Source organism: Methanofervidicoccus sp. A16 (assembly GCF_003351865.1).
In the GTDB taxonomy this organism is placed as follows: Archaea; AGJL01; Methanococci; order Methanococcales; family Methanococcaceae; genus Methanofervidicoccus.
This window is the reverse complement of sequence record NZ_CP022242.1, coordinates 40,868-66,080: the sequence shown is the minus strand read 5'-3', so window position 1 is coordinate 66,080 and position 25,213 is coordinate 40,868. Positions and strand designations below refer to the sequence as shown.

21 protein-coding genes are annotated in these 25,213 nt (G+C 34.9%); 11 read left to right on the top strand and 10 right to left on the bottom strand.

Annotated elements, in window-relative coordinates:
• The first annotated feature begins 193 nt into the window (after window positions 1-193).
• The 3 genes from glyS to CFE53_RS00270 all read left to right on the top strand — a co-directional run bounded on the left by glyS (window position 194) and on the right by CFE53_RS00270 (window position 4,650).
• Window positions 194-1,933, top strand: coding sequence for a glycine--tRNA ligase (gene glyS, locus CFE53_RS00280; RefSeq protein WP_148119915.1), 1,740 nt, complete (start codon window positions 194-196; stop codon window positions 1,931-1,933).
• A gap of 517 nt (window positions 1,934-2,450) precedes the next feature.
• A complete protein-coding gene (gene wecB, locus CFE53_RS00275; protein ID WP_148119914.1) occupies window positions 2,451-3,575 on the top strand; it encodes a non-hydrolyzing UDP-N-acetylglucosamine 2-epimerase in 1,125 nt (374 codons plus the stop codon).
• Between the two features lie 256 nt (window positions 3,576-3,831).
• Window positions 3,832-4,650: a LysR family transcriptional regulator gene (locus CFE53_RS00270; RefSeq protein WP_148119913.1), complete on the top strand. Its 819-nt coding sequence runs from the start codon at window positions 3,832-3,834 to the stop codon at window positions 4,648-4,650.
• Between the two features lies 1 nt (window position 4,651).
• Here the strand turns inward: CFE53_RS00270 and nikR are convergent, their stop codons facing one another.
• Complete coding sequence (gene nikR, locus CFE53_RS00265) at window positions 4,652-5,077, bottom strand: nickel-responsive transcriptional regulator NikR (protein WP_148119912.1); 426 nt, start codon at window positions 5,075-5,077, stop codon at window positions 4,652-4,654.
• A 1,131-nt stretch (window positions 5,078-6,208) separates the two neighbouring features.
• Window positions 6,209-7,411, bottom strand: coding sequence for a CBS domain-containing protein (locus CFE53_RS00260; protein ID WP_148119911.1), 1,203 nt, complete (start codon window positions 7,409-7,411; stop codon window positions 6,209-6,211).
• 108 nt (window positions 7,412-7,519) lie between these two features.
• Here CFE53_RS00260 and cofC point away from each other — a divergent pair, with 108 nt between their 5' ends.
• Together cofC and CFE53_RS00250 are read left to right on the top strand one after the other, a co-directional pair.
• The gene (gene cofC, locus CFE53_RS00255) at window positions 7,520-8,191 is read left to right on the top strand and encodes a 2-phospho-L-lactate guanylyltransferase (protein WP_148119910.1); all 672 of its coding nucleotides are present in this window, start codon (window positions 7,520-7,522) and stop codon (window positions 8,189-8,191) included.
• A 140-nt stretch (window positions 8,192-8,331) separates the two neighbouring features.
• Window positions 8,332-8,958, top strand: a complete 627-nt coding sequence (locus CFE53_RS00250) for an MBL fold metallo-hydrolase (RefSeq protein WP_148119909.1) — start codon at window positions 8,332-8,334, stop codon at window positions 8,956-8,958.
• Window positions 8,959-8,960: 2 nt separating this feature from the next.
• On the opposite strand, the gene CFE53_RS00245 is transcribed toward CFE53_RS00250, so the two are convergent.
• The 6 genes from CFE53_RS00245 to CFE53_RS00220 all read right to left on the bottom strand — a co-directional run bounded on the left by CFE53_RS00245 (window position 8,961) and on the right by CFE53_RS00220 (window position 16,034).
• The gene (locus tag CFE53_RS00245; protein WP_172456333.1) at window positions 8,961-9,512 is read right to left on the bottom strand and encodes a DUF99 family protein; all 552 of its coding nucleotides are present in this window, start codon (window positions 9,510-9,512) and stop codon (window positions 8,961-8,963) included.
• A 919-nt stretch (window positions 9,513-10,431) separates the two neighbouring features.
• Window positions 10,432-11,682 (bottom strand): histidine--tRNA ligase, encoded by a 1,251-nt coding sequence (hisS, locus tag CFE53_RS00240; RefSeq protein WP_148119908.1) that lies wholly within the window; start codon window positions 11,680-11,682, stop codon window positions 10,432-10,434.
• 30 nt (window positions 11,683-11,712) lie between these two features.
• Window positions 11,713-12,000, bottom strand: a complete 288-nt coding sequence (locus CFE53_RS00235) for a metal-sulfur cluster assembly factor (protein WP_148119907.1) — start codon at window positions 11,998-12,000, stop codon at window positions 11,713-11,715.
• Between the two features lie 60 nt (window positions 12,001-12,060).
• A complete protein-coding gene (gene aspS / locus CFE53_RS00230) occupies window positions 12,061-13,389 on the bottom strand; it encodes an aspartate--tRNA(Asn) ligase (RefSeq protein ID WP_148119906.1) in 1,329 nt (442 codons plus the stop codon).
• A gap of 11 nt (window positions 13,390-13,400) precedes the next feature.
• A complete protein-coding gene (locus tag CFE53_RS00225; RefSeq protein ID WP_148119905.1) occupies window positions 13,401-14,096 on the bottom strand; it encodes a PHP domain-containing protein in 696 nt (231 codons plus the stop codon).
• A 645-nt stretch (window positions 14,097-14,741) separates the two neighbouring features.
• Entirely contained in the window at window positions 14,742-16,034 is a 1,293-nt protein-coding gene (locus tag CFE53_RS00220; protein WP_148119904.1) for an amidohydrolase, read from the bottom strand.
• A gap of 537 nt (window positions 16,035-16,571) precedes the next feature.
• Between CFE53_RS00220 and CFE53_RS00215 the strand changes: the two genes are divergently transcribed.
• The 6 genes from CFE53_RS00215 to CFE53_RS00190 all read left to right on the top strand — a co-directional run bounded on the left by CFE53_RS00215 (window position 16,572) and on the right by CFE53_RS00190 (window position 21,995).
• Window positions 16,572-16,997, top strand: a complete 426-nt coding sequence (locus CFE53_RS00215) for a Tfx family DNA-binding protein (protein WP_148119903.1) — start codon at window positions 16,572-16,574, stop codon at window positions 16,995-16,997.
• 9 nt (window positions 16,998-17,006) lie between these two features.
• Window positions 17,007-17,774: an S-methyl-5'-thioinosine phosphorylase gene (locus CFE53_RS00210; RefSeq protein WP_148119902.1), complete on the top strand. Its 768-nt coding sequence runs from the start codon at window positions 17,007-17,009 to the stop codon at window positions 17,772-17,774.
• 72 nt (window positions 17,775-17,846) lie between these two features.
• Complete coding sequence (locus CFE53_RS00205; protein ID WP_148119901.1) at window positions 17,847-18,611, top strand: site-specific DNA-methyltransferase; 765 nt, start codon at window positions 17,847-17,849, stop codon at window positions 18,609-18,611.
• Window positions 18,580-19,827, top strand: coding sequence for a hypothetical protein (locus CFE53_RS00200; RefSeq protein WP_150131691.1), 1,248 nt, complete (start codon window positions 18,580-18,582; stop codon window positions 19,825-19,827). Before CFE53_RS00205 ends, CFE53_RS00200 begins: the two co-directional genes overlap by 32 nt.
• A gap of 722 nt (window positions 19,828-20,549) precedes the next feature.
• Window positions 20,550-21,170, top strand: coding sequence for an L-threonylcarbamoyladenylate synthase (locus tag CFE53_RS00195; RefSeq protein WP_148119899.1), 621 nt, complete (start codon window positions 20,550-20,552; stop codon window positions 21,168-21,170).
• Between the two features lie 18 nt (window positions 21,171-21,188).
• Window positions 21,189-21,995 (top strand): RlmE family RNA methyltransferase, encoded by an 807-nt coding sequence (locus tag CFE53_RS00190; protein ID WP_148119898.1) that lies wholly within the window; start codon window positions 21,189-21,191, stop codon window positions 21,993-21,995.
• A 75-nt stretch (window positions 21,996-22,070) separates the two neighbouring features.
• Here CFE53_RS00190 and CFE53_RS00185 read toward each other — a convergent pair whose 3' ends face one another.
• Window positions 22,071-22,631, bottom strand: a complete 561-nt coding sequence (locus CFE53_RS00185) for a KH domain-containing protein (RefSeq protein WP_148121097.1) — start codon at window positions 22,629-22,631, stop codon at window positions 22,071-22,073.
• Window positions 22,632-22,968: 337 nt separating this feature from the next.
• A complete protein-coding gene (purL, locus tag CFE53_RS00180) occupies window positions 22,969-25,176 on the bottom strand; it encodes a phosphoribosylformylglycinamidine synthase subunit PurL (RefSeq protein WP_148119897.1) in 2,208 nt (735 codons plus the stop codon).
• Window positions 25,177-25,213: the final 37 nt, after the last annotated feature.

Here is a 25,213-nt window from a genome sequence, read left to right as displayed (position 1 = left end):
ATTTTTGATATTATAGGATTAAATATCCAATCGAGAAAGTGTAGGATTTTGTCAACTCTTTTTTTAGGACTTTTTTATTTATTATTATCTATTATTTTTATTAAAAGTTTAAAATGTATTTTCGACAATTGATAGTGTAGATTAATATATTTGATTCATCTAAAACTCAAAAGATCAATACCTAGGTGATGCCATGAAGAGAGACAAGTATGAGAAGGTAATGGATCTAGCTAAAAGAAGAGGTTATCTCTGGAGTTCCTTTGAGATATACGGGGGAATTGCAGGTTTTGTAGATTACGGTCCTTTAGGTACTATGCTTAAAAATAATATTATAAACATCTGGAGGGAGTACTACGTTGTAAGGGAGGAGTTCTACGAGATAGACTCTCCAACTATAACACCTTACGAGGTTTTAAAGGCGTCAGGGCATGTGGATAACTTCACAGATCCAATTGTGGAGTGTAAGGAGTGTTTAGAGTCGTACAGGGCAGATCATCTTATTGAGGAGTGTGTATCTGTAGATACAGAGGGAAGATCTCTAAAGGAGTTGGAGGAACTTATAAAGAAATATAATGTAAGGTGTCCAAAATGTGGTGGTGAGTTGGGGGAGGTAAAGAGGTACAACCTTATGTTTGTAACATCTATAGGGCCAGGGGGCAAGAGAACTGGGTATATGAGGCCAGAAACTGCCCAGGGAATATTCATACAGTTTAGGAGGTTGGCAGGGTTCTTTAGGAATAAACTACCCTTTGGAGTGGCACAGATCGGGAGGGCGTATAGAAACGAGATATCACCGAGGCAGGGAGTTATAAGGTTGAGGGAGTTTAACCAGGCTGAGGGGGAGTTCTTCGTCCACCCTAAGGAGAAGACCCATGAGAGATTTAAAGAGGTGGAGGATGAGGTTATTCCACTACTTCCGGCAGATAGGCAGATGGATAGATCTATAGATCCAGAGGAGAAGGTAATAAAGATAACCATAGGGGAGGCTGTTAGGAGGGGGATAGTTAGACATGAGGCTATAGGGTACTTTATAGTTCTTACCAAGAAGTTTCTTATAGATATAGGGATAGACGAAGATAAGTTGAGATTTAGACAACACCTACCAGATGAGATGGCCCACTATGCAATTGACTGTTGGGATGCAGAGATATATACAGAGAGATTTGGATGGATAGAGTGCGTAGGTATTGCAGATAGGACAGATTACGATCTAAGGGCTCATATGAACCACAGTGGTGTAGATCTTAGAATATTCGTTGAATACGATGAACCTAAGGAGGTTGAAACCTACGAGGTAGAGTTGAACTATAAGGAGGTTGGAAGGATATTTAAGAGGGATTTAAAACTTGTAGAGGAGAGATTGAAGGAGATGGATATCGAAGAGATGGAGAGGATGGTAGAGGAGTTAAAGGAGAAGGGGAAATATATATTGAGGGTAGAAAAAGATGGAGAGGTTAAGGAGTTTGAGATACTGGAGAGTTATGTAAAGGTAAAAAAGGTTGTTAAAAAGATAAGGGGGGAGAAGATCCTGCCCCATGTAATTGAACCATCTTACGGTATAGATAGGATACTCTACTGTCTCCTCGAGCACTCTTATAGAGAAGAGGAAGATAGAGTATATTTAGATCTGAAACCTAAGGTAGCACCTGTTAAGGTTGGAGTATTCCCACTGGTAAATAGGGATAGACTACCTGAGATCGCCAAGAGTATAAAGGAGATTCTTAGAAAAGAAGGTATAGTTGCCCAGTACGACGACAAGGGAGCAATTGGTAGAAGATATATGAGGATGGATGAGATAGGAACACCATTCTGTATTACAGTTGACGGTCAAACCTTAGAGGATGGAACAGTTACAGTTAGGTATAGAAACAGTAGGGAACAGGAGAGGGTTAAGATAGAGGAGGTGGTGGATTATATAAAAAGTAAATTATAATTATAATAATCTTAATTCCCATCAAAAGAAATTCTGATAAGAATAATAACTATAATAAAAATAATAAAAGAAGGTATTAAAATAGAATAAAAGATAATCTCCTGAGATGTTCTAAGGTACTAGGGAAGTGGAGGAGATCCTTCTTAACAGTCTGCTATCATTAATTTTATTATGAAGATTTTTCTCCTTCAATCTTCTTTTTAAAATGTTATATCTGGGTTATAGAAGTTTTATTTTAAACATTTTTTTATTTTTTATTTTTATAATTATTTTTATTATTCTTTAAACTATCCTTTTGATGGGACCTAAGGTTTATAATAATATTTTTTAACATTAATATAAATTAAATTAAAATAAAAATAATGATTAAAAATTTATCAATAACCTCAGTTTAGGTAAAAATAAGGAAATAGGAAAAAATAGATCCAACTCCCAACATAGAGATTCCTTCTCCTTTATATGCTAGTTATTTTATAAGTTTAATATAAAATTTGTAATACCCTTATTGGTGTTCTAAATGAAAGTTGGGATAGTCCTTGGAACCCGTCCCGAGATAATAAAATTATCTCCTATAATAAGAAAGTTAGAGGAATTTAAAAACAACGATATCGAATACTTTATTATACACACCAATCAACACTACTCTGAAAACTTAGATCGTATCTTTTTTAAGGAGTTAAACCTTCCAGAACCTAAGTACAACTTAGGAGTAGGATCTGCCTCCCATGGGAAACAGACAGGGAGGATGCTTGAAGGGATAGAAAGGGTTTTAATAAGAGAAAAACCTGATATAGTAGTTGTCCAGGGAGATACAAATTCCACCCTTGCGGGAGCCCTTGCATCTTCGAAGTTGGGAATAAAAGTTGCCCATGTTGAGGCAGGACTGAGGAGTTACGACAGAGGTATGCCAGAGGAGATAAACAGGGTTTTAACAGATCATATATCTAACTACCTCTTTGTACCTACAAAGGTTGCAGAGGAGAATCTTAGAAGAGAAGGTATAAGGGAGAATGTTTTTCTCGTTGGGAACACCATAGTAGATGCTACACTTCAGAATATTGAAATTGCAGAAAGGAGAAAGGAGGAGATCTTTGAGGAAGAGATGTTAGATATAGTTAGAGATAGGGATTACTTTTTACTTACCATCCATAGGGCGGAGAATACAGATAACAGGAGGAGGTTGAAGAGTATAGTAGAGGGGATACTTAAAGTGGCAGAGTACTACGACAAGACTGTTGTATTTCCAGCCCATCCAAGGACAGAAAATAAGTTAAAGAAATACTGCCTTTGGGATAAGTTAAAAAATAGTAATATAAAGATACTTGAACCAATAGGGTACTTTAAATTCCTCATCCTGGAGAAGTACGCCAAGTTGATATTAACAGACAGTGGAGGGGTACAGGAGGAGGCATGTATATTGAAGGTTCCCTGTATCACCTTAAGGAAGAATACAGAGCGCCCAGAAACCTTGGAAGTTGGAAGTAATATATTGGTAGATGTGGAGAAGGGAGACATTTTAGAGGCAGTAGATACTATGCTTAGGAGAAGTAGGAACTGGAGAAATCCCTTTGGAGATGGTAAAAGTGGAGAGCGTATTGTTAAAATACTGGTAGAGGGATACGACTCATCCATGGAAAGGTAGGGCATATAAGAATGATATTTAAAAAAACTATTATTACTAATTAAAAAATAATAAAAAACGATGTTATATCCAGAGAGATTCTTTGGATACTTACCTAAAAAAATGAAAAAATAAATCGGAAAAACTCCTCTAAGAATCATTCTTTTTAGTGTTAAAATAATTTTTTTGATAATAATACTTTTTATTATATTTTTTATTTTTAACTATTACTTTAATAAAAACCAGGCTATAGCAAATAATCGAACTTAAAGATAACATGGATCTCTCCAGTAAGATAAACATAAAATACAGAGGAAAGGAGATAACTGAAAATCAGATAAAAATAATAGAACTACTCCTAAAAACAAAATCCCAGAACAAAGTTGCCAAAATACTCAATATACCTACCTCTTCAGTGAATATCCAGATAAAAAGACTTGAGAAGAAGTTAGGAATAAAGATTATCCAATCTTCAACCTCTGGAACTGTTGTTACTGAGGAGGGACAGGAGATCCTTGAGTACTATCAGAGAATAAAGAGAAGGATGGGAGAAACCTCCTTTATAGCCTGCGGGTTTATATCTAGTGAGATAGGTAGGATGCTGTTCGACAATATAATAATATCCTCATTTGACAACATCCTAAAACTCTACAGGATGGGAATGGTAAAAATCCTCGGTATAGACGATCCCTACTGGAGTTATAGGTTAGGAGATCCTATACCTGTGGTATACGACTATATGGTAATGGTGTACAGAGATAAATTCGATGTAAAGAACTTAATAGGGGTAAGGTACTCTCCTCAGAGGATCCTGTGGAATGTGTTGAAAAGTAGAGGTATATATTTTAGGGTAAGGAAAGTTGTCAAGGATCCCATTCAAGGTATAGAGTTAGTTAAAAAGGGATACAGTTTATTTTTAAATGAATCTCTTGTAAAGTACGTAGATGGGAATCTAAATATTGAGAAACCTCCCTTCTATAGGGATACAAAACATACCTTGAACTTTATAGCGATAGAGGATGAGGAGAAGGTTGTAAAAACTATAAAGAAAAAGAGAAAAGAGTTAGAAAGTAGAGGTTTTGAGGTTGTGGAATAATTTACTCAGGGATTTTGCCACCAGGCGCCATTACTGTCAATTTAACATATTTAACTCCCTTTTGAGATGCCAATTTGTCTGTAAGTTCCTTTATTCTCTTTGCATCCCCCCTTACAAGGATTACCTCCATACAGTGTTCATGATCTAAATGCATATGGAGGGTTGCTATAATTAGATCTGTATAGGAATGCTGGATAGTTGTTAATTTCTTCATCAATTCAGGAGAGTGATGGCTATATATAATAGATATATTGCCTATCCTTTCCCCCTCTAAACTACGTATCCACTTATGCTTAACAATGTAATCCCTTATGGCGTCTCTTATTGCCTCACTTCTACATGCGTAGCCCCTTTCAGATATTACCTTATCGAACTCTTCCAGTAGTTTTGTAGGTAGAGATACACTAATTCTATCCATATCGACCATGTTATTACCCTTCCAAAATAAGTGATATCAGTATTATTAAATTTTTATAATTATTTAATTTTATATAGTTTTTGTTGCTAAATATGTGTGGATGTCAGAAGAGTTATAATAAAAAATTTAATAATTAAAATTAATGGTAAATGATAAGAGGTAAAATTAAAAAATAAAAACCCTGATGAGAATAAATAGATCAAAATAAATAATAATATAATTACCTTAGTTCCCATCAGTAGTGATTAAAAGAACAATGAAAAAATGAAAAATAATAATAATTGTTATAATAATAAAAATCATGATTAAAATAATCAGTATAAAATCTATATAAAAATAAAAACTATTAAATACCCTTAGGATCTTTCCGAATCTTTAGATAAGATAGGAGATCTTACTCTGAATTCTTGTATTAAAAGATATACAGAGGATCATTCTCCTTTAATATTATTTTTAAAATGTTATATCTAGGATAATAGAAGTTTTTATTTTAAATTCTTTTTATTATTTTTATAATATATTTACCCTAATTCCCATCAAAAAAATTCTGATAAGAATAATAATTATAATAAAAGTATAAAAAGATGGTATTAAAATCAAAATAAGAGATAAATAATCTCCTCCTGGGACGCTCTAAGACACTATGGAGAAGTGGAGCAGATCCTTCTTAACAGTTGCTATTATTAATTTTGTTAAAAGTATTATATTTTAATAATATTTTAATATTTTTTCAGTTTTTATTATTTTTTATTATTTAAATCATTACTTTGATGGGAATTAAGGTATATATTTTTTATTATCCTTTAAACTATTCTTATGATGGGAACTAGAGTAATATAATTATATTTAGAAAATCGCCCCTTTCCTTCAATATTCAGAAGTAGAAGATAAATATATTTGTATATTTTTTGTTTTTTAAATCTACTTTTTAACTATTTTACTATTTTTTATCGTTATTATTTTTATAATAATATATGATAATAGAAGTATGAAATATTTTTTCAGAGACTTAAGTAGTGATTTAATAAGAGATCCCAGCCATGGATGTTTCATAAAACATACACGTTGTTAAATATCTTAGAATTTTTATGACCAAGACTTAAGTAGAATTAATAAATCTATTAAAAAATAAAAAATAATTTATTCTTCTATAATCCTTTTCGCATGTTTAGGATGTTCTCTCTCCTTATCTATCTCTATCTGTTTCAGAACTGAATCTAAGGCATCCTTCAATACTTCGATAAAGTCCCATCTCTGTTTTTCCGTTACTAATATGATATCCTCTTCCTCCATCTCCATTCTCTTACTGGTGGACAACTTGGGACGTCCCTCTCCTACATAGAGTTTTCTAGGAGTCTTAACGTATACCTTAACATGATAGTAGGGCACTCCTCCTTTGTCATGCTCCTTCTTTACTGCTATCTTTATCCAGTGAAGTTTTCCAGAGTACTTAACTATCTTCTTAACCTCTGTCATCAGTATTCTCTCTGCCAGTTCCTTCATATCCTCATCAAATTCACCGTAGATCTCCACCTCTACAACCCTCTCCTTTCTCAGTTCCCTGATATATTTCATTATGTCTACTCTTGTAACTATCCCCTTCAATATTCCCTTTTTCATGATGGGAACTCCCCTTATATCGTACTTCTCCATGATTCTGGCAACCTCTGGGATGGTGGAGTCAATATCTGCAGTTATTAGAGGAGTACTCATAATAAGGGAAACAGGCTGAGACATTCTTGGAATCTTCTCTCCCACTACCTCCCCTAGTGTCATTCTCCTTTTAGGTTTGTATATCTTCCTCAGTATATCGTCCTCTGTAACCATCCCTACAGGCTTACCGTCTCTATCCAGTACTATCAACCTACCTATGTTATGTTTCCTCATTAAACTCCTAGCCTTACCTATACTCTCATACTCATATATAGTTATAGGATCTCTAGTCATTACCTTGGTTATTTTAACATCTTTTAAGAGTTCAGATCTACCTACCCTACTCATTATATCGTAATCTGTAACGATACCCACCAATTTTTCTTCGTCATCTACCACTGGTGCCGCTCTTTGACCACTGTCTATTATCTCACATATAGCATCTATTACAGGAGTGTTCTGATTTACACAGTGTGGTTTGAACATTAGGGTCTCTACATTTTCGTTTATAGATGATGCTAACAGTAGATCGTGCATAGTGACTAGGTATATATTTCCTTCTTCATCTAATACTATCAGATTGTGGAAGTGGTGCTTTTCCATTATCCCTATGGCCTTGGATATTGGAGTATCTGGAGTAATTGTAACTGGATCCTTTGTGGCTATCTCTATTATTGGTTCATTTAACATCCTTCTCACCTCAATGTTGTCAAAAGAAGTTTATATTTTATTTAGAATATTTAAAGTTTTTTAACATAATACACCTTTCTAATTACCAACAGTAGGTAATGTGAGAAGATGTCTTCAGTAGTAATCCCTGTCTCACCTTTAAAATCTGCAAAATCACGATTAAAGGATATTTTAACACCTGATGAGAGAGAAAATCTTATAAAAAACATGCTCTTGGATGTTTACACTGGGTTGAAAAATGCCTGTAATAGTATCTACGTTGTAAGTAAAGATAAGGATATACTCTCATTTTCAAGGGAGTTGGGAATTATACCGATATTAGAAAATGATACCAAAGACCTCAACGATGCTCTCCAATACGCCATTGGGAGGATAGAAGATGATACAGTAGCGATAGTACCTGCAGATGTGCCTCTTATTAGGAAAGAGGATATTAGTAGATTGATAGAAAAGGTGGAGAATAGGAAGAGATCTGTACTTATATGTCCATCAAGAGGAGGAGGAACAAATCTACTAATTTTAAACCCTAAAGATGTTATAAAACCATCTTATGAAGGTTTTAGTTTTTTAAAACATTGTGAACTATGTAGAAGAAATAAGGTAAAATTATACATCTATTCTTCTTTTTACATCTCAATAGATATAAACACTCCAGAGGATTTAGGAGAGGTTTTTATCCATGGAAGGGATACCTATACCTATAAGTATCTAAAAGAATTAGGGATATCTGCACATCCCAGGCACTCCTCAGCGGGAAGGTTTGTAATTGTTAGGGATTAAGTAAATACATATTTTTAAACCCTTTTATAATCGTTAGAGAATTCCGGAGTCAATAATAATTTTTATTTATCATATTTTTATTATTATAATTATTATTTTTATCTATAAATCTACTAATTAAAAATAATAAAAGAGATAACATGAAAATATACAAAATAGAGGGAAAAGGATACGAGTGCAACAAATACCTTATAGTAGGTAAAAGAAATATTCTCGTAGATCCTGGAATGCCAGAGGGCTTCCTTTCTACCTTAGAAGAAATGGAAAGTATTGTAAAGGATATAGACTTTATAATAAACACCCATTGCCACTACGATCATACAGGAGGAGATTATCTCTACGAGGATCACTTCCATGTACCTGTTATAATTCATAATGCAGAGGTAGAGGTCTTAAGGAGAGGTAGTGATATTACACTTGCTCCACTCTTCAACAGTAAGATGGTTCCTCCAAGGGAGGTTATACCCTTAGAGGAGGTTTTAGAGGAGTTAAGGAGGTGCAATATCGAGGTTGTAGAAACTCCTGGCCATACCAAAGGCAGTATATCTTTAATATGTGGCAACTATCTGATAACTGGAGATACCCTATTTGCCCATGGTGTAGGTAGGTGGGATTTTCCCACTGGAAACTTAGAAGAGTTAAAATCTTCAATTTTAAAACTCCAGAGGATAATTGAGGAGAGAGGTATATCTAAAATACTACCTGGACATGGAGAGGATGCCTATACTCACAACCTAGATATAAAATCTTTACTACTGGGATTGTAGTTTTAAAGGTAGAGAAAACCTCTCCCTATGAGATGAGACACCCTTAAACATTCAGGAACTTTACTTTTCAATCTCGTTTTTTTAATAATCAACTCTAAGGTTTTTCTCTCTATTCCTACGTACTGGAGATATATATCATCAAATTTTTCAGGCTTTGGTAAGGAACGTAATATAGATATCCTGCTTTCATAGTCTTTAAAGTATTTCATCAGAGCCCTCTCTATTTTTTCATAGTCTGGCAGGTTGTTCATTACAGCAACCACTGGAATATTAGTTTTCTCATATATCTTGTGAATATCTGCAATATTAAAGCCTCCAAAGGTTATACCATCTAAAAATATTACATTTATCTTTTTTTCATGCTTTCCCTTTACAATCTCAACGATCTTTTCTGTAGAATCCATACCGTCCTTTTCAATTCTTTTAAAATAAACACCATCCAATATTCTATTACCCCTGTAGTAGGTACCTATTAGGAGTACCTCTTTACTCTCCTTACTGAAGGGCCCATCATCTATTCCTAGTACTCCTATTTCATCCTTAATATGGATCATAACTTTAACCTTAAAAGTGTTGTCGATATATCTTAAGTGATTGATGTTTAAAAATAATATTCAAAAACTTTTAATAAAAATAAAAATTTCAATAATTTATAAAGGAGTAAACCATAGGTGAAAATAAATCACCATGTTCTTTCTGGAATATCTGGGATATATGGAGATAAACTTGCTAATCCTTTTTTTTTTACTTAGAAAGATTTTATTGGCTCTATTATCATGTAAAAATCATGGCCAGCAAAAAATTGACGCTTTCTAGATGTCGAGGAATTCTAATAAGAAAATAGGAGTTATAATTTTTTAATTTTTATTTTATTTTTAAAAATAATATTAATAATCTTAATTTCATTAAAATAATAATATAGTAATTAAAAATTCTCAACTTAATAGTAATAGTAAAAAACAGAATGTAATAAAAACAAAAAGTAATAAAATAAAGAAAAATAAAATATCCTAAGAAGAAGGGTTGATAAAAATCATACTTTGCTTTTCTAGTGCTCAAGATATCCCAAAGAGATATAAACAATTTTATTTATTAGCACTAACTCTTTTTTATTGATATTATTATTAGATTAAATTTTAATTGAAAAAACATTAACTAAACACATAAAAAAGGAAGTGAGTTATTAACTATATCTATCTCTAAAATGTTTTTTCTTGAACATAAGATAAGATTAGAAAATTCTACCATGATATAAATAATATTTACCGTTGTAGTTAAAGGATAGTGTTAATCATGGTGGGAGGATTATATTCCTTCCTCAATAACTAGGAGAGTAGAAAGTAAAATCGATTTTGAAATATATAGAGGTATTTTATTTTAAAAACAGTTTCTCATTAATTTTTTATAAATATATTATTATTTTTTATTTTATTCAGAATTTTTAGATAGGAACTAACATCTACTATTGTTCTGTTAAACAAACTCTCCTAACTCCTCCAACTTTACACCTACCTGTTCTCCAGTTCTCATATCTCTTACTAACACCATCCCCTTCTCCAACTCCCTCTCACCCACAATTACAACCTTTTTAATCCCAAGGGCGTTGGCGTAGTTAAGTGCCTTGTTCAACCTCCTGTTCATCAGATCTACCTCTACAACCTTCCCCTTTCTCCTAAGTTCATCTGCAATCTGTAAAGATCTCTTCAATAAACCCCTATCCTTCTTAACAGGTACTATCAGTATAACCTCCTCCTCTACCTCAAAATCAGGGATATTCAACATTATCCTGTCAAACCCATAGGCAAAACCAACTGCAGGTGTAGGCTCCCCTCCAAAGAGTTCTATGAGGTTGTCGTATCTACCCCCACCACATACCTGCTTAGCCCCCTCCCTCTTCCCGTATATCTCAAATACCATACCTGTGTAGTAATCCAATCCCCTCGCTATCCCGAAATTTATAACTACATCCTCCTTCTTTACAAACTCTAGTATCTCCTCTAAGTTCTCTAAAGCCTGGAGTGATAGAGGATAGTCTTTTAATACCTCCTTTACCTCTCCCAGTATCTCCCTATCTCCCTTAAATTTCAATAAGGTGAATACTGTATCTTTTAACTCCTGGGAGGTCTCTATACTCTCCAAGTAATCCCCAAGTCCCCTGTAATCCTCCTTATCTATTAATCTCCTTATATTCAACTCCTCCTCCTCCGAGATGTTAAACCTCTCAAATACTCCCTTAAGTACCCCTAAATGTCCTATATGAGTCTCGTACTCCAAACCTACAGCATCTAAGCCGTCCATGGCAAGGTTTATAACCTCCCCATCTGCTATGGGATACTTACTACCTATCAACTCACAGCCCATCTGCCAAAACTCCCTGTACCTCCCAGCCTGAGGGTTCTCGTATCTAAAGCAGTTTGCAAAGTAGTAGAGTTTTAAAGGTTTAGGGTAGTTTTTAAGTTCATTTAGATAGAGTCTAACAACAGATGATGTGATCTCAGGCCTAAGGCCCATCTCCCTACCTCCATGATCCTTAAATACAAAGAGTTGTCTCCTTATCTCCTCCCCAGTCTTCTTAGACAGTAGTTGAAAACTCTCAAAGGTAGGTGTAAGTATCTCCTTGAAGTTATAACTCTCAAAAACCTTCCTAAGTTTTTCCTCTACGATCCTCCTCTTCTTCATCTCCTTAGGTAAAAAATCCCTCGTCCCCTTGGGCCTACTAAACATCCTTCCACCTTAAAAAAAGAAAAATAGTTATCATTTACTGTTATTTACGATCTTGTTAATGTCCTCCTCCATTATATGCCCCTTTACAACAACCTTAACATCCTTTACCCCATCTATCTTCTTAACCTCCTCCTTTGCCCCCAACGCCATTCCCATTACACTCATACATGCAGGGTTTGTAGGTATCAACTCAAAGGAGACGTTGTTCTCCTCGTCTATCTCTACGTTCTTTACCAACCCCATATCTACAATACTTATCCCCATATGAGGGTCTATAACCTTTTTTAGAGCATTTATTATATCCTCTTTAGATACCATAATTTTCACCTAAATTTTATTATAATAATGATTATTATTTTTATTTTAATATTTATTACTTTAAGGTGTAAGTCTATGTCTATCCCTTGGGAAGAGAACACACTCCCTGATGTTCTTCTGTCCCCCCAACACCATCATAAACCTATCTGCACCTAACCCCCAACCTGCATGAGGTGGCATCCCGTATCTAAAAGCCTGAAGATAACTCTCGAAACTCTCAGGATTCAAACCCATCCTCTTAATACTATCCACCAAGAGATCGTATATGTGGTTTCTCTGGGCACCTGAGGCGATCTCCAGATCTTTATACATAAGATCGAATGCCTTACAGAGTTTTGGATCTTCCTCCTTTGGTAAGGTATAGAAGGGCCTAATGTCTCTGGGCCAATCAGTTATAAAGTAGAACCCCTCCATATACTCCCCTAACGCCTTCTCCCCTGCCCTTGAAAGATCCTCTCCCCATTCCATCTCCACACCTTTGGCGTTTATAATATCAACAGCCTCGTCGTATGTAAGTCTTGGGAATGGAATATCTGGTATCTTTAGATCTATATCCAATACCTCCATTTCCCTCTTACAGTGATCCTTTAAATGAACAAGGGTGTTGTATACCACCTTCTCGAGCATTTCCATGGCACCCTTATCATCTGAGAAAGACATCTCACAGTCTATAGATACCGCCTCGTTTAGGTGTCTCCTTGTGTTGTGCTCCTCAGCCCTAAATATAGGTCCTATCTCAAATACTCTATCAAAGCCTGCAGCCATCAACATCTGTTTGTACAACTGGGGACTCTGACTTAAGAATGCCTCCCTCTCAAAGTAGGATATTGGAAAGAGTTCTGTACCTCCCTCTGTAGCACTTGCCACAAGTTTCGGTGTATTAACCTCTATAAAACCCTCCTGATAGAAGGTGTTTCTTACAACTCTCAACATCTCAGATCTTAGTTTAAAGAGTGCAGTTATCTTAGGTCTTCTAAGATCCAAAAATCTGTTATCAAGTCTTGTATCTAAATCTGCAGGTACCTTCTCTGAGGGATCCAGTGGGAGGGGAGACTTAGCCCTGTTCAGCACCTTGATCTCTATAGGTATTATCTCACATCCCCCAGGAGCCTTCTCGTTTGCCACCACCTTACCCTTAATAGCAACTACATCCTCCCTTCCAAGGGATTTTCCTATCTTGAATACCTCCTCAGGAACCTTCTGCTTTGGAATGACTACCTGTATCATCCCCTCCCTGTCTCTCAGTATTATAAATACCAACTTACCTAACTTCCTTATGGAATTTACCCATCCCATTACTATTACTTCCTCTCCATCCATCTCTCCATCTATCTCACTTGTATAGTGTGTCCTCCTCCAGGTGCCTAAACTATCCACATTCACATCCATGTTATTCCTCCTTACAGGTATCTTATCATATCCTTGTTAAACTTCAACTTTGGGATCCTCAGAGAGCCTGATTTGTTTATTCTCTTGGAAAGTTTGCTACATAACATATTTACAGGACTCCCTAACTTCCCATAATACTTAAAACCATTCTTGTTGTTTTTCTTAAGTACCTTTAAAAACTCCTTGGGGTTATCCCTGTCAAATTCTTCAACTATTAGATATGCGTTGCCCAATTCCCAGGGAAAATGGGAATCACTTCCTACACCCATGAGCATGTTGTTTATTTTGGCGTATTCGTAGGCCAGTTCGTTAGGCCTGTTGTCTTCACATCTGCTGTTAAAGACCTCTACAATATCTACCCTTTTTTTAAAATCTTTATCGTTAAGTATGTTGTATCTACAGAGGGACCTAACCCTCTTTTCATCAAATGGATGGGGCAGATATATCAACCCTCCCTGCTCCTTTACCTTATCCATGGCCTCAAAGATATCTCTGTCTTTTACAGTTTCATTTAAAAATAGGCCTATAAATTCACCTCTATCTGTAGATATCTCCTCTCCAGGTATTCCAAAATCTGTTTTTGTAAGTTTGTTGTGATCACATATCATAGGGAGTATTCCCATCTTTGAGCATAACTTCTTCAGCAATCTTATGGGATTCAGGGAACAACTGGAGTTTATAGTGTGGACATGCATATCTACTTTCATTTAATTTTCACCGTTTAATCCCTATTAATGTTTTTAACTTTTATATAAGATTATAAAAAGTTGATTATTACAAAAGATTAAATTTTTATTATTTTAATTTAACCTTAGAAGGGATGTGTTGATGAAAAACTTAATAGGATATTAATATTAAAATATTTTTATGGACTGTATGATTTCTGTATATTATTCTTTATTTTCATAAGCCTGTTGTAAATCAAAAATAAATTAAAGAGAACAACTGACTAAAAATGAAGTATAATTTAACATATAAATCTATCTCTCTGTTTTTTTAAATGTGGGATCTTCAAAAGGTATAACGGTGAGATTTTACTTTTTTACCGTATTAACTCTTTACTGTAGCCATGAATATAATAATTTTAAAATTTATAAAAATATAATAAAAAATAAAAAAAGTAAATTTCTTAAGAAGAATTAATAAAATTCTACACATTTTCTGTTGTTCTAAGGATAGTTGAAGAGGTGAAAATAGATTTTGTTTTTTTTACCTGTATTAATTTCTTTATTAGGTTTTATTCTTATTATATTATATTCCTTATTAAGGTTCTCAATGGTGTTGTCTAGTAATAAATAATTTTTGTTAAATCTTTTTCTCCTTTTTTAATAAATTTTAATAAAACCAGAGTTTTATTCAAACTTTTTTACTATCTTATCTACCTTACTATAGATATCCCTTAGATCTTTATCGTCCATTCTCAGGAATTTTTTATCCTCCAGTAGCACCTCTCCATCTACAATTACAGTATCTACGTCATTCCCATTTGCAGAATATACTATATTGGATTTTATATTATGTACAGGCCTAAGATGAGGACTCGTAAGATCTAAAAGCACCACATCTCTATTTTCAAACCCTATAGATTCACTGTTAAATGCCATACGTAGGACAGTATCTACATCCCCCACTCTAGGATCCCATCTGTGTGCCTTATGGAGTAGTGCACAGATCTTCATTTCCTCCAACATATCTAAGTTGTTGTTGCTAGCAGGTCCATCTGTCCCAAGGGATAGAGATACACCCTCTCTTAACATCTCCACAAGGGGCATAACCCCTCCACTGGCAAGTTTCATATTACTCCCTGGACAGTGGACTACCTTTACCTTATACTTCCCAAGTCTCTTTACCTCCTCCTTTGTAACCCATACACAGTGGGCAGTTATAAGATTGTCTCCCAAAATCCCTATACTCTCCAGGTACTCCACAGGCCTCATTCCCATCTTATTCTCCATCTCTACAACTTCATACCTTGTTTCAGATAGATGGGTATGTATAGGGACGTTGTACTCCTGGGATATCTCTTTACACCGAATATATGTATCCTTTGAACATGTGTAAGGAGCGTGAGGAGCTACAACTGGTTTAATCTTCTTCTCTTCAATATATTCTCTTATAAATTTTTCACAGTTACTTAGAAGTTTATCCAAGTCCTTACATTGAGGTGTGCCAAAGTCTATTATGGGAAAGCCTATAGATCCCTTTATACCTACCTCCTTAGTAGCCCTAACTATCTCCTCAGGAAAAAAGTACATATCGTTAAATGAGGTTACACCAAATCTTAACATCTCTAAACATCCAAGTAGCGCCCCATAGTACACATCCTCCCCTGTTAGTTTAGCCTCATTAGGCCATATCTTCTCCCTTAACCAGTTTTGTAATATCATATCATCTGCTATTCCCCTTAGGAGAGTCATAGGTATATGGGTGTGATTATTGCTTAATCCAGGTATTGCACATTTCTTATCTCCGTTAATTATTTTTAGATCTTTTTCATTTAAGTTGAATTTCTCTAGGAGGTTCCTGCCTCTATGTAATGTTATCTTTCTACCATCTTCATCTCTTCTGATAAGTATATCTATATCTTTATAGACGTTTAAATTAGTGTCTACAGCGTAATCTAGGTCTTTAATAAGTATGTCCATTGTTATCACCGCTATACTCTTACTAAAATAATTTTTTGAGAAGAATGGGGGATACGTAATCTTATTAATCGTAATTATAATTTTCAGTTCTCAAAAAATATCTAATAAAAATTAATTTATAAAATAATTACAAATAAATATTTATTTCAGTTGTATAAATCTGGATAATTTCCCATTCTCTACCACTAAACATTAAAAGGAGAGAAAAATTTTCTATTTCTTTCCAACTATAACTCTTAATGTCCTAAATATCACGAGAAAATTCTCACATCTTATCCTGTTTTTAGGATTGTCCCACAAAAGTTTTAAAGTTCTTTTTTACTAAATTAATTTTTAATCTTTATAATAATTTTAATTTTATTATCTTTTTTAATAACTCTTTTAATGGGAACAAAATTAAACTATCTCTAATATCTTGGACATATTCATTTAAAATTATTTATTAAAAACATCTTAAAACAGTACCAACTTTAGAGAGGCAATTTATTATAATATTATTAAAATTAATATCAATATCCAGCGATAAGTGGGATAAATATGGAATCTTTTCTAACAGATACTCAGATAAAAGTACTTAAACTACGGAGAAAAGGTTTGACCTTAGAAGAGATAGCCAATTTAATGAACACCACTAAGGCAAATATATGTATGATAGAGAAGAGGGCAAGGGAAAATATCGAAAAGGCAAAAAATACCTTAAAAATATATGAGAGTATAATTGCTCCTTTACGACTGACTGTTAAAGAGAATACTGACGTATTTCAAATTCCTAAAATGATATATGAAGAATGTAATAAGTTGAATATACATGTAAAGTATAACTCCTTGGAATTGGTAGATCTCATATATAGAAATATGAAAGATAATATAGAGAGAAGAATAGTTAAAAAACCTTTTATTGTAAGTGTCTCGGAAGATGGGGATATATTTTTCTTAGACTGTAAAACTCTACAGGAAGAATGAGGTGATAGTATAATAGGAATAATAGGAGGGACGGGGATATCTTCAGTTCTAAGGAGGGGTAAAGAAGAGGTAATAAACACCAAGTACGGGAAGGTAAAGGTGTTGATAGATAGGGAAGACAGTGTAGTACTCCTATTTAGGCATGGTTTAAACCACAGTATTCCACCTCATAGGATTAACTACAGGGCAAATATCTACGCACTTAAGATGTTAGGAGTAGAGAGGATATTAAGTATAAACTCTGTTGGCTCTTTAAAGGAGCATATTAAACCTGGGACGTTTTTCATACCTCAGGACTTTATGGAGTTTACTAAAAATAGAATATCCACATATTACGACGGTGAGGATGGCAAGGTAGTTCATATAGATCTTTCAGAACCTTACTGTCCAGAGGTTATGAACATTTTAAGGGATGTACTGGATAGGAGAGGTTATCCCTACAATGAAGGGGTATATATCTGTACAGAGGGACCAAGATTTGAGACGAAATCTGAGATAAGATTCTACAGGACCCTTGGGGATGTAGTAGGTATGACAGGCTATCCTGAGGTAGCACTGGCAAAGGAGTTGGGATTATGCTACGCCTCACTTTGTACAGTGACAAACTACGCTGCAGGGATATCTAAGGATAAACTAACAGTGGATGAAGTTTTTGAAGTTATAAGAAAGGTGGAGGAGAAGTTAATAGGGATAGTGGAGGACTTTATAGAACACGCTCTTAGTAGGGAAAAAAACTGTCAATGTGCAAAGGTTTTGGAGTATTGTACTGTGAAATAAAATTTTTATTATTTTTATCTTATTTTAATTATTATAATTATTTTTATAAGATTTAAAAACTAAGGTAATAGGATGAAACTGGGAAAATTTAAAGTTGATGAAATATACTGTGGAGATGCCTTAAAGTTAATGAAAGATCTGCCATCCGATTCCATAGATTTAATAGTAACTGATCCACCTTTTGCCATTGATTTTAAAGCAAGACGTAGTAATTACAACAGAAGTGAGGAAAATGTCTTAGAGGGTTATAACGAGATCCCTAAGGAAAAATACTACGAATTTACACGAACTTGGATGGAGGAGGCGTACCGTGTTTTGAAGAGAAGTGGAAGTATGTATGTTTTCTCTGGATGGACTAATTTAAAAGATGTTCTAAATGCATTGGATGATGTAGGTTTTATAACAATAAATCATATTATATGGAAGTATCAATTTGGAGTATTTACAAAGAGAAAATACGTAACAAGTCATTACCATATACTTTTTGTAGTTAAAGATGAGAAAAGATACAAATTCAATAAAATCGAGCATTATCCAGAGGATGTATGGATCATCAACAGGGAGTACTGGACTGGAAAGATAAAAACACCTACAAAACTACCGATAGAACTTGTAAAAAAGATAATTCTGTTCAGTAGTGATGAGGGAGATATAGTTTTAGATCCCTTCCTAGGTTCAGGTACTGTGGCAGTGGTATCTAAAATGTTGGGAAGACACTACATTGGATTTGAGATAGTACCGGAGTACTACGAATTTGCCAAAAAAAGACTATCCAATGTCCAGATAAATCTATTTAAATGGATAAATGGTGAAGGACGGGAGGATAGAGATGGTTAATTGGGATTTTCTTTTAGATATTACAAAGAGATTAGTTGAGATTGGAAGGGAAAAAAGGGAAACACCACCTGTTTATGAAGTGGAACCCTTTAAACACTACTTTGACAGGGAGGGGAATTTAAAATACGATGAGTTAGATGAGTACGACGGTAAATTTACAAGACGAGAGATTTTAACTAGGTATTTGTTGGTAAATGTTGTACTGGATCAGGGACCTGATATAGTTGGAGTTAGGGAACTACTTAAGGAGGTAACTACATCCCTTTATCGAAAAGAAATAAGAATATTTCATAGACCTACAGATTTTTTCAACGAATTAAATATCTCTATAGATGAGATGATATCTAAACATAACTCTATTAAAGAGATTCGGGCAGAAAAATGGGCCTTGGAAAATAAATCATCACCTAGTAAGTACAATCTATTTTTTACCCAGTCTATGCGTGGTATAGTATCCACTAAACAGGTATTGGACTATGCTATACATAGATGGGGAGTACCTTTAGCTATGTTCTTACTGTTAGAGAAGGATTTGAATTCAAAGTGTGAAAGTTCTCCACAGGTATTAGTTGATCATCTAGAATCCCATTCCTCTGCTGAAATTATGTCCCAACAACTAAAAGATAACGAGAGATACGGCCTCGGTAGTGCAATTGGTTATAAAGGTTGCCATCTATTTGCTAAGTTATACGTAAGTACTTTTGGACTTGTGAAACATAGAAAGGATGATAAGGGGTGGACAGGTATCTCATACGAGGTACCTTTAGATAGTAATGCAGGGCGAGTCCTCTTTAGAACAGGTTTTCTTTTGGAGTTAGCCACTTTGAAGGATTATGAAAAGTGGAATGTAATTCAGAAGGGGAAGGGCAAAGGTGGAGTTAATTATATTCGGGTAACTAATATCCGTGGTAAAAAGGTAAAGGGAATCTCAACTGATTCAGAGTTTTTCCATGATTACTTGGTTGTAGTTCGAGAATATTTGAAAATGGGGAAACCTCGATCTATGGAGATACAAAGAGTGCCAAATCTCCTTATTTATAAACTGAATAAAGATGGATATGACTTCTCTGTGGGAGACTTCGATGACGGACTGATGTACATAGGTACTAAATACTGTTATAACCATGATGAGCCAAAATGTGAAGATTGTCCCCTTAATGATGTATGTCAGGGGTATAATAAAGATAACACCCTTATTAAAAATTACAGAACATAAGAAATAACTCTTAAAACGTATTAAACACTAGGAGGTATATATTCGAAATTTTTCATTTATAGTCATAAAATAAAATTAATTTATACTGAAAAACAGTATAGAAAACTTTCAATAAAAAAATAATATAATAAACCCACTTCCCATTAAAATTGTTAATTAGAAGAATAATAAAAATAATAATCACTATAAAAATAATTAAAATTAGGAAAAAATAATAACAATAAAATAATTCTGAAGGGATAGAAATAAAAAAGAAGTGAATAACCTTAATTCCCATCAAAGTAATGATTTAAATAATAAAAAATAATAAAAAAGACTGGGAAAATATTAAAATTTATATCTTATAATATTTAATACCTTATAAAAATTAATAATAACAATCTATTAGAAAGAATCTGCTCCACTTCTATAGCGTCTTAGAGTATCCCAGGAGAGACTATTTATCTCTTATTCTTTTATTATATTTATTACTTTTATTATAATTACTATTATTTTTATCAGGATTTTTTGATGGGAAGTAGGGTAAATATTATAATAATAAGAATAATTAAAATCATAAAATAATGAAACTAAATAAAAGTAAAATAAGTTCATATCTCCCGGCATATACTAGATACTAAAGAACTAAGGTGATCTCTGATAATCTTTTTTTAATAGTTTTTATCTCTTAATTATTTTTATTCTAATTATTATTACAATTAAGATTAAAATAAGGTGAAAAAATGGTAAAAATACTAAAAATAAAAACACTCGATGAGTTAAAAAAGCACTTCGACTATATTAAAAAGATTATACTAGAGGGCAAGGTATTCGTCTGTGGAACAGACACACTATACGGTTTATGTGCAAATGCCTTAGATGAGTCTGCCCTTGAGAGAGTGTATAGTATAAAGGAGAGGGAGAGGGGCAAACCTGTGTCTATCTTTTTGAGGGACATCAAAGATATTGAAAGGTATGCCTACCTAGATGATGTAAGTAGGAAGATTGTAGAGAGGTTCCTCCCTGGTCCTCTAACGATAGTATTGAAGAAGAAGGATACTATTCCCGATACTCTATCAAAGGAATACATCGGTATAAGGGTGCCAAAGAGCGATATAATAAGGGAACTCTCTATAGTACCACTAACTGCCACAAGTGCAAATATAAGTGGAGAGAAGCCACCTACATCTGTTGGGGAGATAGATGATAGAATAAGGGAGAGGGTGGATTTAATAATAGATACAGGGGCATGTCCCTATAGGAAGCCCTCCACTGTGATCAAAGTTGTTGATGGTAAGGTGGAACTTATAAGGGAGGGTGCAGTGGATTTTAGGGAGATAGAGAGGGTTGTAAAGGAGGAATAAAAATAAGGAGGTAATACTATGGGAAGAAAGGATAAAAGATGGCTACTTCAAAGAAAGAAAGATCTATACTATAACCTTGCGAAGAAAAACAACTACCGTTCCAGGGCTGTATATAAACTAATGCAGTTAAATGAGAAATTCAGGATTATAAAGGAGGGAAATGTTGTTGTAGATCTAGGATGTGCTCCAGGAGGATGGCTACAGGCTGTAAGATCTATAGTAGGAGAGAAGGGATTTGTTGTAGGTGTAGATCTCCAGAGTGTTAAACCTCTAGGCTATGAGAATGTAATTACCATTAAGGGAGATATGACTAAGAGGGAAACCTTAGAGAAAATACTCTCCTATCTGCCCTCCAAGGCGGATGTTGTGGTATCAGATGCCTCTCCAAATATAACTGGAGTCTGGGATGTGGATCACAGTAGATCTGTAGAACTTACCACAGTGGCTCTTATAGTGGCTACTAAACTTTTAAAGGAGGGTGGCAACTTCCTAGTTAAGGTATTTCAGGGTAGTTTATTTAACGATTACGTGGATCTTGTTAGGAATTACTTTAAAAAGGTCTATATCAGTAAGCCTAAGGCATCAAGGGGCAGTAGTGCAGAGGTGTACGTGATTGGTAAGAGATTCCTAGGAAAGACCTTCGACATGAATGTAGATTCTCCTATATTGACCTTAGTTAAAGAATGTCCACTTTGTAATAACGATGGAGAGGAGAAGAAGGAAGAAGATGGATGTAAAAGAAAGGGTGTAAAACTTACGTTGGAGGGTGGAAAGGGATCCTTGATAAAGAAGATAAAGGAGATGAGAAAGAGCAATCCATCATAACTATACTATAATTCTTTTTTCCAGTAATATAAATTAAAAATATAGGGAACTTCACTACTAAACTGTAATAACCGCTTAATCCTTTTTCCAGAGTTCCATGCTTCTTCTCTTTATCTCCCTCCTATGGCTCTCTAGGAATTTGTACATTTTTGAATGGGAAGAACCTCTTAGGATCATATATACAGCCTCTTTGGCTACCTGAACAGGTTCGTACTCTCCTAATATCGCCACAGTCTTCCCATAAACTGATACATAGGTCTCTGTCAGATCCTCGATATACCTTCTAGACTTTCCACCACTGCCTATAATTCTACCTTTAAGCCTCCTTAGGGCATTGGGAGTATTTGCATAATCAGATATATCTATAATCTCGAGGACGTAATCATCTGAAACTAATTTTAAAGCCTTTTCTGGATTAAAACCTCTTCCTATTGCCCTTACAATATCCCTTCCCTTCCACAGGGCCAGTGGATCCTTAGTATCCTTGGTTGAAAAGATGGTTACCTCTCCCTCCTGGTTAATTTTGAGTTGTACTCCCAGTTCCTTCTCAATTCTCTTCTTCACTCCACCCTCTTTCCCAATTAATACTCCAATCCTTTCTTTCGGTATCTTTACAACCTCTACATTTCCTTCCATCATCATACTTCCACTTTTTATTTTTTAGTATTTATTGTTATAATTTTAATATTTAAATATAATTCATAATGTAATAACCATGGTATAAAATGAGTTATAATCATTATTGGTGATAATAATAACACTATATTAGTATTGAAAAGAATTCCTGTCTTTTTAGTCTCTTAGGTCTTGAAGGAGGTTATCTATCTTTTTTAAGTATTTTTCAATAATGTTTAATAATTTTATTATAATTTTATATTATAATAACAAAAAGAGAAAAGAGATGTAAAAACATATTCACCTATTTTCTCCTTTAAAGATAATTTAATAATTTAAAATTCCAAATTGTAAACTATTAATCCATGTCTCCCATTATCCTATAGAAACTCTTTTCATAAACATCCACCATCTCCCTTACACCTAAGTTGATGATCTCCCTATCTTGGTTATACACCTTCAACGAATTCCCTCCAACCTTTCCAATAGTATATCCATTCTCACCTAAGGCACTAAGAACCCTCTCCACATTCTCCTCCTTCACAACGAGTAATATTCTCCCTGAAGTCTCTGAGAACAGAAGTATATCATCCCTTAAGTTGTTTTTATTGTAATCTCCTAAATATACCTCTGCACCTATCCTATTCATAATACAGAGTCTCGCCAACCCTACACCTAAACCTCCCCTTGAACAGTCAGTTGCATAACTTATCAGTCCCTTACCTACGAGATCAACCACTGTATCGTATATCCTTTTCTCCTTCTCCAAGTTGCACCTTGGTACAATACCCTTCTCTATCTTATGGATGTATCTGAAGTACTCACTTCCCCCCATCTCATCCTTCGTTTCATTTGTTATTATAATAACATCCCCTTCCTCCACCTTACTGTGTATAGAGGGCACCATCTCCACGTTATCTATAATACCTACCAGGCATATAGTAGGTGTTGGATTTATAGGATACTCCCTACCATCTATTACAGTCTCGTTGTAGAGACTTACATTCCCCCCTACAACTGGGATGTTGAAAAACTCTGCACAGTTGGCCAATCCCTCAACACACTTCTTCAACTGATACATCCTCTCAGGTTTCTCTGGGTTTCCAAAGTTCAAGTTGTCCAACATCCCTATAGGTTTTGCCCCTACAGTTGCAAGGTTTCTAACACCTTCACATACTGTATATACACTACCTACGTAAGGATTTAACTTACAGAAGTTTGGATTACAGTCCGTTGTAAGTGCCAATGCCTTTGGAGGACACTCCATAAACCTAAGTACTGCAGAGTCCATTCCAGGTTTTACAACAGTTCTCAGTTGTACTTCGTGATCGTATCTCTCGTATATCCATCTCTTTGAGGCGATATTTGGACTTCCAAGTAGTTTTAACAGTACCTCTCCAAGATCTTCAGGCATCTTAACTTTATTACTGTCTATGTACTCCTCAAATATAGAGGGGTTCTCCCTCCTCTCTATAGGTGGTGCTCCACAGAGTAGATCTAGAGGTAGATCTACAACCTTCTTACCATGCATCTTAACTACGATCCTCTTAGTATCTGTAGTCCAACCTATAACAGATGCAGGAAGTTCGTACTTCTTAAATACCTCTATTACCTCCTCCTCCCCTCCTTTCTCTACTGCCAACAACATCCTCTCCTGGGATTCCGATACTAATATCTCGTAGGGAGTCATCCCCTCCTCCCTTAAGATAACCCTCTCTAAGTGTATCTCCGCACCAACACCTCCACCGTAGCACATCTCTGAACATGCAGAGGTAAGCCCTGCAGCCCCTAAATCCTTCATAGCCTTTACCTTTCCAGTTTTACAGGCCTCCAATACACTATCTATTAGACACTTCCCTACAAAGGCATCCCCTATCTGAACACTTGGCCTATCCTCCTCACTATCACTTGTGAGATCCTTAGAGGCGAAGGATGCCCCTCCTATTCCATCCCTTCCAGTACTCCCCACAAGTATAAGGGATAAATTTGGTTCCTTAGCCTTTCCCGTTATAACCTCTCCTTCCCTTACAATACCTACACAGACAACATTTACAAGGTTGTTGTAGTTGTAGGAACTGTGAAACTCACACTCTCCCCCTACAGTTGGCACACCGATCCTATTCCCGTAATCACTGATACCACTAACCACCCCCTCCACAAGCCACCTAACCTTATCCCCCATCTCTCCCTCGATATCACCAAACCTAAGAGAGTCTAAAAGTGCAATAGGTTTTGCATTCATGGAGATAATATCTCTAACTATTCCCCCAACACCTGTGGCAGCACCGTTGTAGGGATCTATATAAGAAGGGTGGTTATGACTCTCCATTGCCAATGCTATACATAGGCCAGTTTCTTTATCTACTCTTATCACAGCGGCGTCATCTCCAGGACCTATGACTATGTTCTGATCGTCCTTTATAGTTTTACTGAATAACTTAAGAATATTTTTTGTACTTCTATAGGAACAGTGCTCACTCCAGAGGTTTTCAAACATCCCAATTTCAACATCGTTAGGTTTTCTACCTAGTTTCTTCTCTATATACTTCAGATCCTCGATGTCCATATTACCCTCCAATAATAGTGTTGTTATTGAAATAATA